The organism is Kribbella sp. NPDC051770 (assembly GCF_040681455.1).
GTDB lineage: Bacteria > Actinomycetota > Actinomycetes > Propionibacteriales > Kribbellaceae > Kribbella.
In genome coordinates this window covers 302,310-321,984 of record NZ_JBFAYT010000009.1, presented here as the reverse complement: position 1 = coordinate 321,984, position 19,675 = coordinate 302,310, and the positions used below count along the sequence as shown (strand labels likewise).

Genomic DNA, 19,675 nt, shown 5'->3' with positions numbered 1-19,675 from the left:
TGCTCGCCCGCCCCCCAACATGTTTGTCGGGGGCCGCCCCTCCAACTCTCTCCTCAACCCACCCCCCCGGGCGCCCCCCGGGGGGGGGCCCCCCCCTTCCACGTGGTGCGGCCGTTGTTTGTGACAACCGGGGGTGTCCCGACACCCGGTGGCCCAACGGCCACGCTTTATCCCCTAGCGGGAAGTACCTGACCAGCATCGTCGAAGATCCACCGAAAAGCTCCTGCCTTCACTGCTTTCTTCAGAAGTTCTCAGGTTTCGGCTCAGGCACTTGTTTCAGTGCCTACACAACCTGGTGCAGCCAGCGAACGGGAGCACCGTCACCTGCGTAGCGAAACGGCTCGAGCTCGTCGTCCCACGGCCTTCCCAGCAAGCGCTCGACCTCTTCGGTCAGGTCGGCCTCGCCGCTCGCGGCCTTGAGCATCGCGGCCTTCAGCCGGTCCTCCGGCACCATGATGTCGCCGTGCACCCCGGTGGTCGCGTGGAACACCCCGAGCGCCGGGGTGAACGAGTACCGCTCGCCCTCGACCCCGTTGCTGGGCTCCTCGGTCACCTCGAAGCGCAGCTTCTGCCACCCGCGCAGCGCGGACGCCAGCTTGGCCGCCGTACCGGCTTCCGCCTGCCACGACAGCTCGGCCCGGTACTGACCCTGGGCCGCCGGTTGCGGGGTCCAGTCCAGTTTCACGGGCACGCCAAGGATGCCGCCCGCTGCCCACTCGACATGCGGGCACAGCGCTGACGGCACCGTGTGGACGTACAGAACGCCACGAGTCGTCGCCACCAGGACCTCCTTTTGTGCTCGAGCTGCGCCTTCCCCAGCGTTCTCGAATCACGGCCAGTCGGTCCTGACAGCGAGACCCATCTTGCACCACAGATCCCTTTGACACCAGTAACCTCGCCGTGTCAACCACATCACCGTCGTGTCGCGATGCTGCACCGATCAGTCCGGAACGCGTCGGCGCCCGTCAGGCCGACGCGCGGACGACCAGTCGCGTCGGCAGGATCAGTGGACTAGATTGCTCCCCCGCCAGCAGCGCGAGCAGCATCCGGGCCATCTCGCGACCGAGGGCCTGGATCGGCTGGTGCACGGTGGTCAGCGGCGGGACCGTGTGCGCGGCGCTCGCGATGTCGTTGAAGCCGACCACCCGTACGTCGTCCGGCACCGCCCGGCCGGCCTCGCGCAGTACCCGCAGCGCGCCGACCGCCATCTGGTCCGAGGCGACGAACACTGCGTCCAGATCCGGCCAGCGGTCGAGCAGCTCCGCCATCGCCCGGGCACCGCCGTCCTCGGCGAAGTCGCCGTGCGCGACCCGGGTCGCCTCCAGCCCGGCGACCGCGAGCGCCTCCTGGAAGCCGCGGTAGCGCGCCGTACCGGCTCCTTCGTCGAGGCGGCCGGTGATGGTCGCGATCCTGGTGCTGCCCGCGGCAACCAGGTGCTCGGTCGCGGCACGCGCTCCCCCACGGTTGTCCGCGTCGACGTAGTACGACGGCTCGAAGCCGAGCGGCCGGCCACCGAACACCACCGGTACGTCGGCCTGCTGCGCAAGCGCGGCCAGCGGATCATCCTCACGCAGCGACATCAGCATCACACCGTCCGCCTGCCGGGTCCGCAGCAGCTGCTCCAGCCGGGCCCGGCTGCGCTGCGAGGTCGCCAGCGACAGGACGAGCTCGAGGTCGGTCTCCTCCAGCACCGACGAGATGCCGACCACCACCTCGGCGAAGAACGGGTCGGCGAACAGCGCCGGGTCCTCGCTGGAGATCGCGAGCACGACCGAGCCGGCCTGCTGCGTGGCGAGCGCGCGGGCGGTCGCGTTCGGCACGTAGCCGAGCGCGTCGATCGCCTGCCGGACCGCCTCGCGCTTGGCGCGGCTGACGTGCGGCGCGTTGTTGATCACCCGCGACGCCGCCGACCGGGAGACCCCCGCGCGCTCGGCCACCTCGTCGAGCGTCACCTGCCGCTTGCTCATCCGGTCCCTTTCTGGAAGCGCTCCCGGTACATCTTGACACTTGATCGCAGCCTGGTCACCCTGGTCGGACTGGAAGCGCTCCCAAATCGCCCACGGAGGCAGCGCATGATCCCGTCCCGCCCCTGGTCCGCGCTCGCCCTCGCGGCGCTGCTGGTCCCGTTCGTCACCCCACCCGCTGCGCAGGCGGCCGAGCCGGCGTACGAGCGGGTCCTGAACGGGACGTTCGATACCGCCGACAAGGCGCCGTGGTGGAGCAGCGGCAGTACGCCGACCGCGGTGCGGGACGGGCGGCTCTGCGCGGACGTCCCGGCCGGCACCGTCAACGTCTGGGACGCGATGATCGGCCAGGACGACATCCCGGTCGAAGCGGGGCAGGACTACCGGCTGCGGTTCACGGCGACGGCCAGCCGGGACGTGACCGTGCGCGCGGTCGTGCAGCTCGCGGGGACGCCGCAGACGACGGTGCTGAACAAGCCGGCCGCTCTCGGCGCGACACCGCAGAGCTTCGAGTTCACCGCGCCGTCGCCGGTGAGCAGCGAGCACGCGCAGCTCAGCTTCCAGGCCGGCGGCAACGGTGCGGCGTTCACGCTGTGCCTCGACGACATCTCGCTGATCGGCGGCGTCGTGCCGCCCGGCGGGGTCCGCGACCTCGGGTCGCCGGTGCGGGTCAACCAGGTCGGCTACCTGAGCAACGGGCCGCGGCGGGCGACGTACGTGACGGACGCGGCGGATCCGCAGGAGTGGCGGCTGCTCGACGCAACGCAGCGCGTCGTGAGCTCGGGCGCGACCACGCCGTACGGGATGGACGCGGCGGCCGGGACTCGGGTGCAGCTGATCGACTTCGGGCGGTACCGCGGCAACGGCCAGGGGTTCCGGCTCGCCGTCGGCGCGGACGTGAGCGAAGCGTTTGACCTCGGCAACGATCTCTACCGGCCGCTGCGCCGGGACGCGCTCGCGTACTTCTACAACAACCGCAGCGGCATCCCGATCGAGGCCCAGTACGTCGGTGCCGCCTACGCGCGCCCGGCCGGGCATCTCGGCGTCGCGCCCAATCAGGGCGACATCTCGGTCCCCTGCCTGCCGGGAACGTGCGACTACAGCCTCGACGTCCGCGGCGGCTGGTACGACGCGGGCGATCACGGCAAGTACGTCGTGAACGGCGCCCTGGCCGCTTGGCAGCTGCTCGATCTGTACGAGCGGTCGGCGCAGCACGGCGATCGTGGCGTCGACCTGCGCATCCCCGAGGCCGACAACCGGACGCCCGACGTACTGGACGAGGCGCGGTGGGAGATCGAGTTCCTGCTCCGGATGCAGGCGCCGACCGGGATGGTCCACCACAAGATCCACGACGTCGCGTGGACCGGGCTGCCGCTGCTGCCCTCGGCCGATCCGCAGCCGCGGTACCTGTACCCGCCGTCGACCGCTGCGACGCTGAACGTGGCGGCGGTCGGCGCGCGCTGTGCGCGGGTCTACGCGGCCTGGGACAAGGCGCTCGCCGCCCGCTGCCGCAAGGCTTCGGAGCGGGCCTGGAAGGCCGCCGTAGCGCATCCGGCGGTTTACGCGCCGGACGGCGGGGTCGGCGGTGGCGCGTACGACGACACGAAGGTCAGCGACGAGTTCTCGTGGGCGGCTGCCGAGCTGTTCGTTGCCACCGGCAAGTCGTCGTACCGGCGGGCGATCACGACGGAACTGAAGGCTGCCGACGGGTTCTCGTGGCAGGAGACCGGCGGGCTGGCCGACCTCGCGCTGGCGCGGGCGCCGTGGCGGTTGTCGGTTCTCGACCAGTGGAAGCTGCGGACGCGGATCGCGTCGGTGGCGGACGTCTACGTCGCTGCCGCGCAGGGGCAGGGGTATGCGAATCCGTACCAGCCTGTGGACGGGAAGTACGTGTGGGGCTCGAACAGCGCGGTCGCGAACAGCGCGATGATCCTCGGAGTCGCGTACGACCTGACGCGCCGGGCGACGTACCGGTCGGTGGCGCTGGAGTCGCTCGACTACCTGCTCGGGCGCAACGCGCTCAACCAGTCGTACGTCACCGGCTACGGCGAACGCAGCAGCCAAAACCAGCACCACCGCTTCTGGGCCAAGTCGCTCGACCCGGCGCTCCCGTCGCCGTACCCGGGCTCACTCGCGGGCGGACCCAACTCGGGTCTCCAGGACCCAGTCGCGCAGCGCAACCTGCAGGGGTGCGCGCCGGCAACCTGCTACGTCGACCACAGCGGCTCGTACTCGACCAACGAGGTCGCGGTGAACTGGAACTCGGCACTGGCCTGGATCACGGCGTTCGCGGACGCGGAGAGCGGTTCACGGAATCGCAAGGCGCTGGCTAGTCCCGTTGACCTCACCAACGGCTTCTACGTGAACCCGGCCTCGACACCCAAGGTGTGGGTCGACTCGCACGCGTCCGACTCCCGGGCGGCGACCATCAACAGCAACATCGCCGCGAAGCCGACGGCCCGCTGGTTCGGCAACCCGCCGACCGGCTCGACCATCGGCCAACTCGTCGGCGGGTACGTCGGCGCGGCCGACAACGCGGACAAGCTGCCGGTGCTCGTCGCCTACAACCTGCCTGGGCGGGACGCCTGCGGCGGCCACTCCGGTGGCGGCGCCGGGTCGCCGGCGGCGTACCGGACTTGGGTGTCGGCCTTCGCGGACTCGATCGGCAGCCGCCCGGCGGTGGTGATCGTCGAGCCCGACGCGCTCGGCGACTTCGAGTGCATGACGGCCGCGCAGATCAGCGAACGCAACGCGATGCTGACCTTCGCGCTGCAGCAGTTCCGGGACCGGGCACCGAACACCTGGACCTACCTCGACGCGGGCAACGCCGGATGGGTGCCCGCGGCAACCATGGCGCAACGCCTGACCGGCGCCGGGGTGAGCGCGGCGCACGGCTTCTCGGTGAACGTGTCGAACTACTACACCACCGCGGCCTCCACGGCGTACGCGAACGACGTCCGCGCCGGTCTGCCGAGCCCGAAGCCGTACGTCGTCGACACCAGCCGCAACGGCAACGGCTCGAACGGCAACTGGTGCAACCCGGCGGGCCGCAAACTCGGTACGCCGACCCAGCTCGGCGGCGGCGCCGAGATGCTGCTCTGGATCAAGGTCCCCGGCAACTCGGACGGCCTGTGCGGGACCGCGCCGAGCACGCCGGCGGGTCAGTTCGATCCCGACCTCGCTGTCCGGCTGATCAACGGGACCTGACGCGCTTCAGCGGCCGGTTGCGGTCGCGTTGAGGAAGGAGTCCATCACCAGGTCGGCGGCGGGACCGGGCTCGATGTCCTCGTACTGGTGGATCGCCAGGTCGAGCAGCGCGAGCAGGACGTCGCAGGCCCAGCCTGTCGGCAGGTCGCCGCGGACGTCGCCGTCCCGGATCCCGCGCTCGACCAGCCGCTCGATCCGCGTCCGCTGCTCGTCGTGGCGGGCGCGGCTCGGCGCGTCCTGGAGCATCAGCGACATGTCGACCGGCCAGCGGCGGCCGACCCGGATCATCTCTTCGAGGAACCGGTGCACGGCGACGGCGAACGGCGCCGTCTCGACCCGCGCCTCGTCGATCGCCTGCTGGGCCGCGTCGAGCTTGGCCTCGAACATCGCCGCGACCAGCGCGTCGCGGGACGGGAAGCGGCGGTAGACCGTCGACCGGTCGACCCCGGCGGCGCGGCCGATCTCGGCCATCGACACCGAGGGGTTCTCGGCCAGCAGGCGGGCGGCGGTGGCCAGGACGGCGTCGGCGTTGCGGGCGGCATCAGTACGGAGCACCCACCCAGTGTCGCACGCGTGACCCGGATCACAACATCATCATCCTTCTTCAGGAATGATCTGCGACATCAGTGTCTTATATTCGATATGAAGCAAGACACTCCTCAGGAAGGAAGCATCATGACGAACCAGACCGTCGTGATCACCGGAACAGCCTCCGGGCTCGGGCAGGCCACCGTGGCCGAGTTCGCCCGGCACGGCTGGAACGTGGTCGCCACCGTCCGCCGCGAGCAGGACCTCGGCGTGCACGACGCGCGGCCGGCGGTGAAGACCGTGCTGCTCGACGTCACCGACGAGGCCGCGACCACGACGTTCGCCGAGCGGGCGCTGGCGCAGTTCGGCCGGGTCGACGTGCTGGTGAACAACGCCGGCCACTACCAGATGGGCCCGCTCGAGGACACCACGATGGACCAGGCCCGGCACCAGTTCGAGGCCAACGTCTTCGGGCTGATCGCGCTGACCAAGTCGTTTCTGCCGGTACTGCGCGCGCAGCGCTCCGGCACGGTGGTCAACATCGCGTCCCTGACCGCCGAGCAGGGCTACCCGTACAGCTCGGTGTACGCCGCGTCGAAGGCCGCGGTGGCCACGCTGAGCGAGGCGCTCAACCTCGAGCTGGCCGAGTTCGGCGTCAAGGTCCGGGCGATCCTGCCGGGCCAGCACGCGACCCGGATCTTCACCAAGATCGACATCGCCGACATCTCCGCGCCGTACCAGCCCGGTGTCGCCGCGTTCTTCGCGCAGAACTCGCCGACCGGCTCGGACCCGGCCGTCACGGCCGCCGTCGTCTACCAGGCGGCCGTGGACGCCGACCCGGCGCCGGTGCGCTACTACTCCGGCCCGGACGCGGAGTTCATCCCGGTCGGCAAGCAGATCCTCGGACCGCAGACCTACTGGCGGCTGTTCCGCCAGTCCATCATCGGAACAGCCGGCTCGCTGTGGAGCAGCCTGGCCGCCAAGCCGGGGAACACCCCGGTGGACATGGAGGTGTGATCATGACCGGAGCGTTCGTCTTCGTCGCCACGAACAAGGTCCGCGACGGCAAGCTCGCCGCGGAGAAGGACCGGGTGCCCGGCTGGGTCCGGTTCATCCAGGACAACGAGCCGCGCACGATCGCGTTCCACGAGTACGTCAGTGCCGACGGCACCGAGGTCGAGTACGTCCAGGTGCATCCCGACACCGCCTCCTTCGAGCACCACATGCGGGTGCTCGCGGAGAAGTCGGACCTGTCGTACAAGGAAACCCTGGAGGGCACGACCGCGATCCGGCTGTACGGCGCACCGACGCCGGCCATCCTGGAGATGCTCGACCAGCTGGCCGGGGCGGGCATCCCGATCACTGTGTTCCCCGAGCACCTGGGCGGTTTCACCCGAACGGCGAACGCCCAGCCGGACGCCTAGGGGAAGCGCGACGCCATCGCGATGCACGCGCCGGCTGCGGCCAGGGTGAACAGCATCGCGATGCCGGCGAAGCGGGACGTCACTTCCTTGTCCACCTTGTCGTAGCCGACCGACGAGCCGATGTCCTTGTAGACGTCCTCCAGCTCGCCCGCGGACTCCGCGGTGTAGGCCTCGCCGCCGGTGATCTCGGCGACGCTGCGCAGCTCGGCGCGGTCCGGGGGGACCCGCTGGCGGATGCCGTCCATCTCGATGAAGCCGGAGTCGGTGCCGAAGGTGATCGTGTAGATCGGGGTGTTCTTCGCCTTGGCCGCCTGCGCGCCTTCCTGCGCCGTCCGGCCGACCGTACGCTTCCCGTCGGACAGCAGCACGATCCGCGCCGGGGCCGGGTCGTTCGGGTGCTCGGGGTCCGGCGGGACCTGGGTCAGCGACTGCAGCGAGGTGAAGATGCCCTCACCGGTCGCGGTCGACTCGGCCAGCTCCAGGCCGTCGATCGACCGCTGCACGGTCGCCCGGTCGGTGGTCGGCGGCACGATGATGGACGCCGTACCGGCGAAGTTGACCAGCGAGACGTTGAACTTCGACGGCAGCTGGTTGACGAAGTTCTTCGCCGACTTCTTCGCCGCCTCGAGCCGGTTCGGGTCGACGTCGGTGGCCATCATCGACAGCGACACGTCGATCGCGACCACGATGGTGGCCCGCTCGCGCGGCACCTTGACCTCGTCCTTGGGCTGCGCGAACGCGACCACGCAGGAGCACGCGGCCAGCAGCCCCAGCCCGACGGCCAGGTGCCGGCGCCACTGCGGGCGGCGCGGCGCGACCCGGTCGAGCAGCGCGATGTTGGTGAAGCGCAACGCGTACTGGGCGCGCCGGTGCTGCAGGTAGATGTAGGCCGCGATCACCAGCGGGATCAGCAGCAGGAACCAGAGTCGGGCCGGAGACAGGAACTCCATCAGCGAGCCACTCCCTTCGGCGGTTGGTGCAGGCGCGGCGCGACTCGCTTGTAGGCGAGCACGAACCGCACGGTGTCGGCGACCCAGTCCCGGTCGGTCCGCAGAACCAGGTGCCCGGCTCCTACCCTACGCAGGGCGGTCCTGGTCCGTTCCCGCTGCGCGAGCGCCGCGGCGGCGTACTCCTCGCGGACCCGGCGCTTGCGGGTGTCGATCTCGCGCACCGCGCCGGTCTCCGGGTCGCCGATCATCACGACGCCGATGTTCGGCAGCTCGAGCTCGCGCGGGTCGACGATCTCGACCGCGAGCACCTGGTGCTGCGCGGTCAGCTTGCGCATCGCACGCTCCCAGGACGGCTCCATCCGGGAGTCGATCTCGCCGTCCTCCGGAGTCAGGAAGTCGGACACGACCACCCGCAGCCCGCGCTTGCGCTGCGTCCGGGCCATCGAGTCCAGCGCGCCGGCCAGGTCGCTGCGCGCCTTGTGCTCGCCGTGGTCCTTCTCGGCGAGCAGCGCGCGGAGCAGCCCGTACAGGGCGAGCCGGCCGGAACGCGCGGGCCAGCGGCGCAGCGTCGAGTCGCGCAGCATCAGCCCGCCGAACCGGTCGCCGAGGCGGTGGGTCAGGAACCCGACCGTCGCCACGGCGGCGACCGCGAGCTCGCGCTTCTCCAGCTGCGAGGTCCCGAAGTCCATCGAGGCCGACAGGTCGACCAGCGCCCAGGTCTCCAGCTCGCGGTCGGCGATCAGGTCGCGGACGTGCGGCATCGTCGTACGAGCCGTGACCGCCCAGTCCATCCGGCGGACGTCGTCGCCGACCTGGTACTCGCGGGCCTCGGCCAGCTCGGTCCCCGGCCCGGGCAGCAGCCCGAGGTGCTCACCGTGCAGGTACCCCTCGAGCCGCCGTACGACGGTCAGCTCGAGGCGCCGCAACGCACGCTCGGGCGCGAGCTGCGAGATCGTCATCGCAGCCCTCGGGTCGGGTCGGTTGGCCACTAGACGAACTCGGGCCGGCCGGACTGGTCGTTGCCGTCGCGCCAGACCGGCTGCGGCGGCGGGACGGTGGCCAGGATCCGCTCGATCACGGCGCGGGCGTCGATGTTGTCGGCGATCGCGTCGAAGGTCAGGCCGAGCCGGTGCCCCATCACGTCCAGCGCGACGGTCTGGATGTCGCTGGGCAGCAGGTAGTCGCGGCCGTGGATCAGGGCCAGCGCGCGGCCGGCCGAGATCAGGCCGAGGGTCGCCCGCGGGCTGACGCCGAGCTCGATGATCGGCTCCAGGTCCGGCAGGTGGAAGTCGGTCGGCGTCCGGGTCGCCATCACCAGGCGGACGGCGTACTCGGCGACCAGGTTGTGCACGAAGACCTGCTCGGCCGAGCGCTGCAGCTCCATGATCGTCTCCGGCTGCAGCACCTGGCGCGGCTGCGGCGGGTCGACGCTCATCCGGCGCAGGATCTCGAACTCCTCGTGGCCGCGCGGGTGCGGGACGTCGATCTTGACCAGGAAGCGGTCGCGCTGCGCCTCGGGCAGCGGGTAGACGCCCTCGGACTCGATCGGGTTCTGGGTGGCGATCACGATGAACGGCTTCGGCATCGGGAAGGTCTGGCCGCCGATCGACACCTGCCGCTCGGCCATCAGCTCCAGCATCGCCGACTGCACCTTGGCCGGCGCCCGGTTCACCTCGTCGGCGAGCACGAAGTTCACGAAGGTCGGGCCGAGCTCGATGTCGAAGGCCTCGCGGGTCTGCCGGTAGATCCGGGTCCCGACGATGTCGGAGGGCACCAGGTCGGGGGTGAACTGGATCCGGGCGAACGAGCCGCCGACCACCGACGCGAAGGTCCGCACGGCGAGCGTCTTGGCGACCCCCGGCACACCCTCGAGCAGGCAGTGGCCCTTGGCCAGCAACGACACCATCAACGTCTCGACCATGTGCTCCTGGCCGACGATCACGCGTTTGACCTCGGTGATCGCCTCGCCGACCAGACGAGACTGCTGGGCCACTGACCCTGCCGGGACGGTGGTTTCGGTCATGCCAGTCCTTCCGGGGCCCGCACGGGCCTGGTGCTCGGGAACAACGGCCATTCCATCAGATCCGGGGGCAAACCTCCCAAAGGCCCGTCAACCATCCTCCCCACCCACCCAAATTCCACTCCGGACCGGCCCTGGACGGCCGGGTCGCGACAGTGTTACCGAGGATGTGATGGGATTGACCCCGATGACCGCGACCGAGACTCCCGCTGCCGCTGCGCCGCCGCAGGCCCCTGAGCCGCCGCAGCTGGTCCCGGACGCGCTCCCGCTGCTTCCGGAGGACCCGCCGCGGGTCGGCGAGTTCTGGCTGCGCGGCCGGCTCGGCGCCAACGCCGCCGGGTACCTGTACGCCGCCGCGGACGAGACCGGCCGCGGCGCGGTGGTCGCGATGATGACCGAGGGCTCGGCCGACGACGCCTCGGCGCGGGACCGGTTCGTCCGGGCGGTCGACGAGCTGCCCGGGGAGTCGGTGCTCGCGCACAACGACGCGGACGACGACGACCTCGCGCTCTGGGTCGCGCTCGGCCCGTTGCGCGAGGACGACGGCTCCAGCTCGGCCGCCGACGAGCGGCTGATCGCCGAGCGCCGCGGCGAGGACGTGCTGTCCGCCGTACTGATGGACAGGATCCCGCAGATCGGTCGCGTCCGCGGCCCGGACTTCCGGCACTACTGGGAGGGCCGGCGCCGCCCGGGCCTGTTCCGGATCTGGCCGCTGCCCTGGCCCGCCGTACTGCGGCCGGCGTCGCGGCTCGCGCTGGTCCTGTCGCTGCTCGCGATGGCGCTGATCATGGCGCTCGCCGTACTGATCGCGTGGCTGCTGTTCCGCAATGCGCCCGAGGTCGACCCGGCCCCGATCATCCCGAACCCGAGCGGCACCACGACGGTCACGATCACCCCGACCACGCCACCGCCCGGCTCACCCGGCCCCGGCACCCCGCAGCCCAGCACGAGCCCCGGCAGCCCCGGGTCGACCGGTCCTGGGCCCGGTACGCCGAACCCGAACTCCCCCGGGACCCCGGTCGACCCCGCCGACCGCTTCTAGCTGCTGGCCTGCTGCCTCGACCTGAGCAGTGCGATCAGCCCGATCAGGCTGACCACCGCCCAGGTGCCTTCGAGCAGCAGGAACCCCCAGGACCGCTCGACCCCGGCGATCACCGCCAGGACGCCTGAGCCGACCAGGTTCAGCACCTGGTACCTGAGCGTCTTCTGCTCCAGCTTCCCCGCCTGCGAGGCGGCGAAGGCGATCAGGATGGTGATCGCACCGGCGATCTCCAGGACGTCGACAGCATGCATGGCGCGTGCCCCTCCGCGGGCTGGCGTCGTCTTTGCGTCGGCCGGGTACGGCGCCGTCTCGTCCGGGGGCCCGCGACCGCGGACCCGCGCCTACGATACCGATCCGGTTCTCAGAGGCTGTTCCTGATCGCCGTCGCCTTCGCGACGAGTTGCGCGGCGGCCGGCGCCGGGACGATCTTCTGCGCCGCGAGCAGCTTCACGTCGAGCACGAACGCCGTGAGCAGCGCCTTCGCGACCGGCTTCTGGTTCCTCTGCACCGCCACCCGCGCCAGCTCCAGCTTGAGCACCAGCGCCGCCTCGACCGCCTTCGGGAGATGCAGCGCCTTGACGTCGGCGATGAGGCTCGGCGCCTCTACGATCTCGACCGACCCGGCCTCGCAGTTCGCCCCGGCCGGGCGCGGCATCATCCGCTGATCGTCCTCGACCAGACAGCTCGCGACCGGAACGCGCCCGCCGAGCGGACTCGCCGGCGCCGGCACGCGCACCCGCGAGAACCCGTTCCCGGCGAGCGCCGCGAGCTGCGGATCAGCCGCGGTCACGAGATCCGACGCGATGCTGCCGCAGCTGGCGTCCCGTCGTACGGAGAAACCCAGCGAAGTACCGGCGAACGCCCCGCCGATGCCCGCGCACGACGTACCGGCCTTCGGCAGCACGATCGCACTCCGGCCGGACCGCACCTGAGCAGCCGGTACGGCGGCCACGTGCTCGCCGATAACCGCTTCGTCGTCGGCCATCGTGACGTGGGACAGCGTCGCCACGGCGCCGTTCGTGACCGCGAGCCCGCCGCCGTCGCCGGTCGCGGAGTTGTGGTTGATCGGCGTCTCGTCGAACGACAGGTCGAACGGTCCGGTGGCGTCGATCGTCCCCGTGCCGCCGCCGTTGCTGGTCGTACTGTTGCCGACCAACGAGCCCTTGTACATGTGCAGCGCGCCGAAGCCGAGCCAGACGCCGCCTCCACCTCCGACGGACTGGTTGTTCTCCACGAGCACTCGGTCGAGGTTCACGTTCGGGGTCCGTTGTTGCTGATGTTCGCGGAGCACAGGCTGAGCGCGCCGCAGTCGCTGCAGTCGCTGCAGTCGCCACTCTGCTCGACATCCACTTGTTGCCCTGGACAACCAATTCGTGACCGTCGACGTGCGTCAACGGCGCGGAGCAAGAGCAGTCACTCACCCAGCAACCGCATCAGCTCGGGATCGCGCCAGAACTGCTCCGGCACCGGCTGGCGGACCAGTGCCGCGTCGGCGCGGATCTCGGCCGGGGCCGCCGCGCCGATCAGCACCGACGTCACCGCGGGGTGCCGGCCGGGGAACGCGAGCGCGGCCTGCGGCAGCGATACGCCGTACGGCTCGCAGACCGCGGACATCCGGCGCGCGCGGATCGTCAGCGGGTCGGTGTTCTGCCGGGAGCGGTCGGTCAGCAGGATCTCGCGGGTCAGCACCCCGGAGACGATCGCCGCCACTCCCCTGGCCTGGCAGCGATCCAGCAACGGCAGCCCGCTGCGATCGAGCAGCGAGTACTGCCCGGCCAGCAGCACCGCGTCAAGCTCGTGATCGCGCACGGCCCGGTCGAGCCGCTGCCACTCCCGGCCGGCGACACCGATCGCGCCGACCTTGCCCTCCTCGCGCAGATCCGCCAGTACGCCGTACGCCGCACCAACCGGCCGGTCACCAGGGTCCAGCACGAAGACGAGGTCGAGCGTCGTCACTCCGAGCCGCTCGAGACTCGCGGCGACCGATGCACGGACCCCGTCGCTGCTCAGACCCGCCGCGACCTTCGTGGACAGCAGGAACCCCGACCGCGGGTGCGGCGCGAGCGCCGCACCGAGGCGCCGCTCGGACTCGCCGTACGCCGGCGAGGTGTCGAAGAACCGGATCCCCGCGGCGTAGGCCGCGTCCACCGTCGCCGTCGCGGCGGTGGCCTCGGCGATCCCGAGCCGGGAACCGCCGAGACCGAAACGGGGTGGACGGAAACGGGTCGCTGTCCGTGCTGCGAGCACACGGCTGGGAGCGGTCATCCTCACACCTCCCTGGTCGGCTCTACCAGGATCAGGCCTCCGCGACGGTTTCGCATCTCGGGCCCCGCGTGGGCGTCGATCAGCGCCCGGACTCGTACAGGGCCTTCACCTCCGTCGCGTCCAGCGCGCGGTCGAAGAGGTGCACCTGGTCGACCACGCCGTCCAGGTAGTCGACCGGGTTGCCGCCGAACTTGCCGCGGCCGATCACGGTGTTCCCGGTCGACGTCGCGTCGAGTGTGCAGGCCGCCTTGGTCGCGACCAGCGCGCCGTCGACGTACAGCCGCAGCTCACCCTTCGCGGCGTCCCGTACGCCGGTCAGGTGGTACCACTGACCCGGGTTCGGCTTGGCCGGCGCGAGCGCGCGCTGACCGGGGAAGCTCATCGCGAACCGCTGGTCCTGGCCGGAGTACTGCAGGAAGAACGCGCTGTCCCGGTCACCGTCCTGGCTGACCACGGTCTGGAAACCGCCGTCGGCCTTGTTCAGCTTCACCCAGGCGGTCGCGGTGTAGTTGCCGTTGGTGTCGAGCAGCTGGGCGCCGGTGTCGACGTACTGGTTGCTGCCGTTGGTCGCGACGCCCTGGCCGTTCTTGCCAGGGGCAAACGTCGCGCCGTTCTGGAGCATCGCATCGTTGTCACCGGCAACATCTTCGCCGGTGCCGTCGAGCGGGTAGAAGTGGATGCCGTCGGCACCCGGCGTACCGGGCGGTGGGGTCGGACCGCTGCTGCCGGATCCGTCCGCCTCGGCGATGATCTGCTCGTTCATGGTGCGGACCTGGGCGAAGTCCATCTTCGGGACCTGCCGGTCGTAGGTGAAGAAGCCGTTCACCTCGCCCTCGACGTCGGTGATCTGGGTGTAGACCGAGCCGCTGATCCCGCAGGTGTTCGCCGAGCGGAGCACGTCGCGCTGGTTCTCGACGTACCGGCGGGTGAGGGTCGCGGAGTCGGGCGTCATCTCGTACGCGAAGCCGTCGCCGAACCACATGTGGTTCTCGGTCTTCAGCCCGAAGCCGCCGTGCTCGCCGTCGACCGCGACCCGGTCGCCTTGTGGGGTTGCCGTCGCCGGACCGAGGTAGGCGTGGTGGTCGATCATGTCGCCGCGGCCGGAGTCGCCGAGCGAGTCGCAGCAGTTCATCCCGCTGTGCGCGTTGACGAGCCGGGACGGGTCCTGGGCCTTGACACTGTCGGCGATCCGCCCGGTCTCGGCCAGGTCCCACTCGCCCCAGCCCTCGTTGAACGGGACCCAGGTGGTGATCGAGGTGAAGCTCTTGTGCTCCTCGATCATCTCGTGCAGCTCCGCCTTGTACTGCGCCTGCCAGGCCGGCGGGATCGGGTCGGTCTTCGCGGCCGGCATGTCCTGCCAGACCATCAGGCCGAGCTTGTCGGCCCAGTAGTACCAGCGGTCCGGCTCGACCTTGATGTGCTTGCGGACCGTGTTGAAGCCGAGCTCCTTGTGCTGCTCGAGGTCGAAGCGCAGCGCCTCGTCGGTCGGAGCGGTGTTCAGGCCGTCGGGCCAGAAGCCCTGGTCGAGCGTCGACAGGTTGAAGAGGATCTTGCCGTTCAGGGCCAGGCGCAGCTTGCCGTCGGCGCCTTTCAGCTTGCCGACCTCGCGGAGTCCAGCGTACGAGCCGACCTCGTCGACAACCTTGCCGCGGTCGATCAGCTTGACCTTGAGGGTGTAGAGGAAGGGGCTGTCCGGGGACCAGAGCTTCGGGTTGGGAATCTGGATTGTCTGCTGCTGGTTGGCCTTCCCGCGCTTCGTGGCGACCTTGCGGTTGCCGTCGTACACGGTCGTCTCGACGTCGAGGTTGGTCGGACCGGTGGTGTCGGCGGTGAGCTTCAGGGCCTTGCCCGGTACGTCGGGGGTCAGCTGGAGGCGCTCGATCGAGGAGCGGGCGACCGGCTCCATCCAGACGGTGCGCCAGATGCCGGAGCTGCCCTGGTAGAAGATGCCGTGGTCGCCGACCTCGCGCTGCTTGCCGATCGGCTGGAAGGTCTCGTCGGTGAGGTCCTCGGCCCAGACGATCACCTCCTGCGGGCCTCGCTGGTGCAGGGCGTTGGTGATGTCGACCGAGAAGCCGTCGTAGCCGCCGCGGTGGGTGGTGACCTGGCGACCGTTGACCCAGACCTTCGCGTCGTAGTCGACGGCGCCGAAGTGCAGCAGGAGCTGCTGGCCCTTCCAGCCGCTGGGCACGGTGAACGTGCGGCGGTACCACATCCGGTCCTCGTGGCGCTGGACTCCGGAGAGGGCGGACTCGATCGGGTACGGGACGAGGACCTTCTCGGCGAGCTGCCTCCCGAACGGCGGCGCCTCGTTGGGCTGGGCGGCCGCGAACTCCCAGAGGCCGTTCAGGTTCTGCCAGCGCTGGCGGGTCAGCTGCGGGCGCGGGTACTCCGGGAGCGCGTTGGTGGGTGAGACGTCATCGGTCCACGGGGTACTGAGCGGTGGCGTCCCGGGCTCCCAGGCCGATGCGGCCTGGGAGGTCGGGACGACGATCGCGGTCGCGGCCAGGAGTCCGGCCGCGACCGCGGCGAGGCGTCGTTTCATGCTGAGGTTTCCTTCCGGGGCGGGGAAAGGACAGCACGATGGAAACGCTCCCACGACAGAATTGCAAGGGCTCAATCAGAATCGAACATCACACCAGCGTGCAGACCGGGCTCGGAGTGCTGAAGGTGCCGGCCGGGGTGAGCGTTCCGGTCTGTTGGTTTCTGTGGAAGGTGGTGATGGTGTTGGAGCGCTGGTTGGAGACCAGGAGCAGGGTGCCGGTCGGGTCGATGGCGCAGTGCCGCGGCCAGTCGCCGTTGACCGACGGCGTCGCGATCCGGGTCAGCGTCGCGCCGCCGTCGCCGACGGCGAAGACCGCGACGCTGTTGTGGCCGCGGTTGGTGACGTAGACGAAGTTGCCGTCGGCGGAGACGATCACCTCGCCGGGATAGTTCTGCGGGCCGGCCGGGGCCGTCGGGAGCGGCGTACCGGGGGTGAGGCGGCCGTCGGCGTACGCGCAGGGGACGACGGTGCTGTCGAGCTCGTTCGCGACGTAGGCGAAGCGGCCGTTCGGGTGGAAGGCCAGGTGGCGGGGGCCGGCGCCGGTTTTGAGCGTCGCCTGGGCCGTTTCGTTCAGTTTTCCGGACGTCGTGATCGTGTAGGTGTAGACCGTGTCGGTGCCGAGGTCGACCGCGAGGATGTAGTTGCCGGTCGGGTCCTGGACAACCTGGTGGGCATGCGGGGCGGCGCCGACGTGCTTGACCAGATCGGTCCGGGCGGCGAGGCTGCCGTCGGCCTTGACCGGGTGGACGGCGACATCGCCGGAGCCGTAGTTGGCGCTCAGCAGATACTTGCCATTGGCAACCAGAGCGAGGTGGCAGGGCGCGGATCCGCCGGTGGACTGGCGGTTCAGGACGCGGAGTTTGCCGGGGGCATCGACCGCGATCGCGGTGACGCCGCCGTTGGTCTGCTCGTTGACGGCGTACAGGAACTTCCTGGAGGGGGACGCGATCAGGAACGACGGCTCCTGGACTCCTGGGAGCACGCCGTTGCTCGTGATGGCGCCGGTGGTGGCGTCGTACGACGCGAGGCCGATGCCGGTGCCGCCGGCCGAGGTGTAGGTGCCGATGTAGAGATTCGTCGTCGCTCGGCCGGCGGCCAGCGCCGGGGTCGCGGTCGACGCGGCCAGCGCCGCGGTGAGACCGAGGAAGGTGCGTCGGGTCGTTGCCATGGGTGAGCCTCCGGGGGCGGTCGAAGATTATCGAAGACTAGCTACGAAATCACCTCTGTGTCACCCTACCGGTACGGTGGGTGGTCAGAACGGATCGACGCCCGTCGCCTCTACCGACCAGGCCCACAGGTTGCGAGCCAGTTCCGGGTCCTGGGCCGGGCTGCTCGCGCGAGCGGGTCGCGGGGCGCCGCGGTAGTCGAAGAAGCCAGGCCCGGCGAACAGACCGGGCCGGGCGTCGGGCAGCGTCGCGGCGTACAGGGTGGGCCAGGCGCCGGCCTCGGCCGACTGGGCGACCAGCCGGGTCGCGGCTCCCCAGACCTTCGCCTGGAGCGGCCGGCCGGCCAGCTCCGGACCCGCAGCCTGCAGGTGGGTCGACGCGTAGCCGGGATGCGCTCCGGCGCTGAGCAGCGGGGACCCGGCCGCCCGGGCGCGGCGACCGAGCTCGTGCATGAACAACAGATTGGCGAGCTTCGACTTCCCGTACGAGTCCCACTTGCGGTAGCTCGTGGGCGTGAAGTCCGCCTGGCTGATCCCCCGGACGGTCTTGTGCATGAACGAGCTGACCGTCACGACCCGCGGCTGCGCTGCCTGGCTGAGCAGCGGCATCAGCCTGGCGGTGAGCGCGAAGTGGCCGAGGTGGTTGGTGCCCATCTGCAGCTCGAACCCGTCGGGCGTCTCGCGGTACGGCGGCGCCATCACGCCGGCGTTGTTGATCAGCACGTCGAGGCGGTCGTACTTCTCGCCGAGCTGCTCGGCGGCCTTCTGGACGCTCGCGAGATCGGCGAGGTCGAGCTCGACGACTTCCGGGGCCTTGCCCGACCGGCTGCTCATTTCGCCGGCTGCTTTCGCGGCCTTCTCCGGGTTGCGCGCCGCGATCAGCACGTCGGCGTTGCGGTTGAGCAGTTCGAGGGCGGTGGCGTAGCCGATGCCGCTGGTGGCCCCGGTGACGAGAACTCGCCGTCCGGACTGGTCGGGGATGTCCGCAGTGCTCCAGCTCATGCGCCCACAGTAGCGGTGGGCGCACGAGCCGGCAGCGCGTCGTACGGCGTACTAGAGGATCTTGCGGGCCTGGAAGGCCTCGGTGACCTGGGCGGCGACGCCCTTGCCGTACAGGAGGCGAGCCGCCTGGACGGTGACGCGGGCCGCGTCGGCGAAGCTGGTGTCGGGCGCGTAGAAGAACGTGCCCTGCAGGATCACCTTGTTGGCCTTGGTGCGGCCGAGCGCCTTCTGGATGTCCCAGAGCGCGTTCGACCAGATCTCACCGTCGTCGTGCACCTCGCCGACGATGTCGTCGGTGGTCTTGCCGGTGTCGGTGCGGCGCAGGCAGTGCTTCGGGCCGTCGGTGTACGACGTGGCGTCCCAGTCCATCACGCAGGGGATGTCGTAGTTCTTGCTGACCGGCATCGACTGCTGGACGGCCCAGTAGTCGCCGAAGCCCTCACCGATCGAACCGGCCTCGAGCGACTCACCGAAGCCCGGGACGACGTCGTCCTGGATCGCGTGACCGTACTCGTGCCAGATCACCTCGGCGTCCTCGGCGTCGTCGACCCCGCCCTCGCCCATCGTGATGACGTCGGTCGACGGGTCGTAGAAGCTGTTGTCGCCCTCGTAGGTGTTGATCGAGAAGTCCTGCGACTCGTTGTTGACCTCGGTGAAGCCGAGCGAGTGGATGTACTCCTGGGTCTGGTTGACCTGGTAGTAGGCCATCACCTGCTCGAACTTGTCGTTGGCGCGCTGGTACACGAACGTGTTGTTCTTGTTCTGCGCGACGCCGCCCTTGGCCTCGGCGATGTTGACGTAGGTCCCGTTCAGCTTGCCGGACCCGTCGAGGTTGCGCAGGATCACGTTCTTCTGCGCGACGAACAGGGCGTTCTGGTTCTTGTCGTTCTGGTCGGTCAGGTCCTCGTTCTTCTGGCTGACCACCGGGTTCGGGTCGAACACCGAGCCCTTGCCGTCGACGTTGTCGCTGATCACCTTCGACTCGACGACGGCACCGTTCTTGGCGTCGACCAGCGACCGGCTGACGCCCTCGGACGAGCGCGAGGTGACGTTCCAGACCAGCCGCGCGTTCGGCCCGCCGATGACCGCGAGCTGCGCGGCACCGCTGGTCGCGGCCGGCGTCTGTACGACGCTCTTGTTCGGCTGCGCGATCCGGTTCCGCGCGGCCCGCGCGCCGACCACGGTGTTCGCCGACTTCGTCGCCGTTGCCGACGGCACCTTGGCCGTCACGTCCAGCGAGTCCGGTACGGCGTCGCGGCCGTCGGAGACCTGCAGCACCTTGCCCGACTTGTCGGTGTGCTTCGCGTAGTACCCGTTGATCACCGGCAGTCCCTTGAAGGTCTGCTGGTACCACACGTGCTTGCCGAGCAACGAGTTCTTCGTCTTGATCAGCTTCAGGTTCGCCGGCACGGCATCGGCACTCCCCGGCGCCGCCCCCGCGGCGCTGGTGAACGACATCCCGAGCGTGACCGCCGCGGCCCCGGCAGTGACTGCCGCGACCGCCTTGCGCTTCGACATCTTCCCTCCCTGTGGACATCCGTGGTGACACGACTACGATCCGTC

General features: G+C 70.2%; 17 protein-coding genes and 1 riboswitch. Of the genes, 4 read left to right on the top strand and 13 right to left on the bottom strand.

Features of this window, described 5'->3' with window-relative positions:
• Positions 1-283: 283 nt before the first annotated feature.
• Positions 284-781 (bottom strand): DUF3145 family protein, encoded by a 498-nt coding sequence (locus AB0M01_RS28770; RefSeq protein ID WP_184793743.1) that lies wholly within the window; start codon positions 779-781, stop codon positions 284-286.
• A 184-nt stretch (positions 782-965) separates the two neighbouring features.
• A complete protein-coding gene (locus AB0M01_RS28765; RefSeq protein WP_363674899.1) occupies positions 966-1,967 on the bottom strand; it encodes a LacI family DNA-binding transcriptional regulator in 1,002 nt (333 codons plus the stop codon).
• Positions 1,968-2,072: 105 nt separating this feature from the next.
• On the opposite strand from AB0M01_RS28765, the gene AB0M01_RS28760 reads away from it, so the two are divergent.
• Complete coding sequence (locus tag AB0M01_RS28760) at positions 2,073-5,171, top strand: glycoside hydrolase family 9 protein (RefSeq protein WP_363674897.1); 3,099 nt, start codon at positions 2,073-2,075, stop codon at positions 5,169-5,171.
• A 6-nt stretch (positions 5,172-5,177) separates the two neighbouring features.
• Here the strand turns inward: AB0M01_RS28760 and AB0M01_RS28755 are convergent, their stop codons facing one another.
• Complete coding sequence (locus AB0M01_RS28755) at positions 5,178-5,726, bottom strand: helix-turn-helix domain-containing protein (protein WP_363674894.1); 549 nt, start codon at positions 5,724-5,726, stop codon at positions 5,178-5,180.
• Positions 5,727-5,846: 120 nt separating this feature from the next.
• On the opposite strand from AB0M01_RS28755, the gene AB0M01_RS28750 reads away from it, so the two are divergent.
• Both AB0M01_RS28750 and AB0M01_RS28745 read left to right on the top strand, forming a co-directional pair.
• Positions 5,847-6,716, top strand: a complete 870-nt coding sequence (locus AB0M01_RS28750) for an SDR family oxidoreductase (RefSeq protein WP_363674892.1) — start codon at positions 5,847-5,849, stop codon at positions 6,714-6,716.
• A gap of 2 nt (positions 6,717-6,718) precedes the next feature.
• The gene (locus AB0M01_RS28745) at positions 6,719-7,123 is read left to right on the top strand and encodes a hypothetical protein (RefSeq protein WP_363674890.1); all 405 of its coding nucleotides are present in this window, start codon (positions 6,719-6,721) and stop codon (positions 7,121-7,123) included.
• On the opposite strand, the gene AB0M01_RS28740 is transcribed toward AB0M01_RS28745, so the two are convergent.
• From AB0M01_RS28740 to AB0M01_RS28730, 3 genes are read right to left on the bottom strand one after another with little or no spacing between them, the layout of a single operon-like run.
• Positions 7,120-8,073 (bottom strand): VWA domain-containing protein, encoded by a 954-nt coding sequence (locus tag AB0M01_RS28740; RefSeq protein ID WP_363674888.1) that lies wholly within the window; start codon positions 8,071-8,073, stop codon positions 7,120-7,122. The two genes, AB0M01_RS28745 and AB0M01_RS28740, sit on opposite strands and share 4 nt — an antisense overlap.
• Positions 8,073-9,032 (bottom strand): DUF58 domain-containing protein, encoded by a 960-nt coding sequence (locus tag AB0M01_RS28735; protein WP_344168433.1) that lies wholly within the window; start codon positions 9,030-9,032, stop codon positions 8,073-8,075. The genes AB0M01_RS28740 and AB0M01_RS28735 overlap by 1 nt, the downstream gene beginning before the upstream one ends.
• Positions 9,033-9,061: 29 nt before the next feature.
• Positions 9,062-10,096, bottom strand: coding sequence for a MoxR family ATPase (locus AB0M01_RS28730; protein ID WP_184793736.1), 1,035 nt, complete (start codon positions 10,094-10,096; stop codon positions 9,062-9,064).
• Between the two features lie 184 nt (positions 10,097-10,280).
• Here AB0M01_RS28730 and AB0M01_RS28725 point away from each other — a divergent pair, with 184 nt between their 5' ends.
• A complete protein-coding gene (locus tag AB0M01_RS28725) occupies positions 10,281-11,135 on the top strand; it encodes a hypothetical protein (RefSeq protein WP_363674885.1) in 855 nt (284 codons plus the stop codon).
• Here the strand turns inward: AB0M01_RS28725 and AB0M01_RS28720 are convergent.
• The 7 genes from AB0M01_RS28720 to AB0M01_RS28690 all read right to left on the bottom strand — a co-directional run bounded on the left by AB0M01_RS28720 (position 11,132) and on the right by AB0M01_RS28690 (position 19,630).
• Positions 11,132-11,386 carry a hypothetical protein gene (locus tag AB0M01_RS28720; RefSeq protein ID WP_363674883.1) on the bottom strand — a complete coding sequence of 85 codons (255 nt, stop codon included), beginning with the start codon at positions 11,384-11,386 and terminating at the stop codon, positions 11,132-11,134. The two genes, AB0M01_RS28725 and AB0M01_RS28720, sit on opposite strands and share 4 nt — an antisense overlap.
• Before the next feature lie 20 nt (positions 11,387-11,406).
• Positions 11,407-11,474: riboswitch (guanidine-III (ykkC-III) riboswitch) on the bottom strand.
• A gap of 22 nt (positions 11,475-11,496) precedes the next feature.
• Positions 11,497-12,390 (bottom strand): hypothetical protein, encoded by an 894-nt coding sequence (locus AB0M01_RS28715; protein WP_363674881.1) that lies wholly within the window; start codon positions 12,388-12,390, stop codon positions 11,497-11,499.
• Positions 12,391-12,548: 158 nt separating this feature from the next.
• Positions 12,549-13,400, bottom strand: a complete 852-nt coding sequence (locus tag AB0M01_RS28710) for an aldo/keto reductase (protein WP_363674879.1) — start codon at positions 13,398-13,400, stop codon at positions 12,549-12,551.
• Positions 13,401-13,479: 79 nt separating this feature from the next.
• Positions 13,480-15,945, bottom strand: a complete 2,466-nt coding sequence (locus AB0M01_RS28705) for a LamG-like jellyroll fold domain-containing protein (RefSeq protein WP_363674877.1) — start codon at positions 15,943-15,945, stop codon at positions 13,480-13,482.
• Positions 15,946-16,033: 88 nt separating this feature from the next.
• The gene (locus tag AB0M01_RS28700; RefSeq protein ID WP_363674875.1) at positions 16,034-17,113 is read right to left on the bottom strand and encodes a lactonase family protein; all 1,080 of its coding nucleotides are present in this window, start codon (positions 17,111-17,113) and stop codon (positions 16,034-16,036) included.
• 84 nt (positions 17,114-17,197) lie between these two features.
• Positions 17,198-18,112 carry an oxidoreductase gene (locus AB0M01_RS28695; RefSeq protein WP_363674873.1) on the bottom strand — a complete coding sequence of 305 codons (915 nt, stop codon included), beginning with the start codon at positions 18,110-18,112 and terminating at the stop codon, positions 17,198-17,200.
• A 51-nt stretch (positions 18,113-18,163) separates the two neighbouring features.
• On the bottom strand, positions 18,164-19,630 hold the full coding sequence (locus AB0M01_RS28690; RefSeq protein WP_363674871.1) for a M36 family metallopeptidase: 1,467 nt from the start codon (positions 19,628-19,630) through the stop codon (positions 18,164-18,166).
• Between the last annotated feature and the right edge of the window lie 45 nt (positions 19,631-19,675).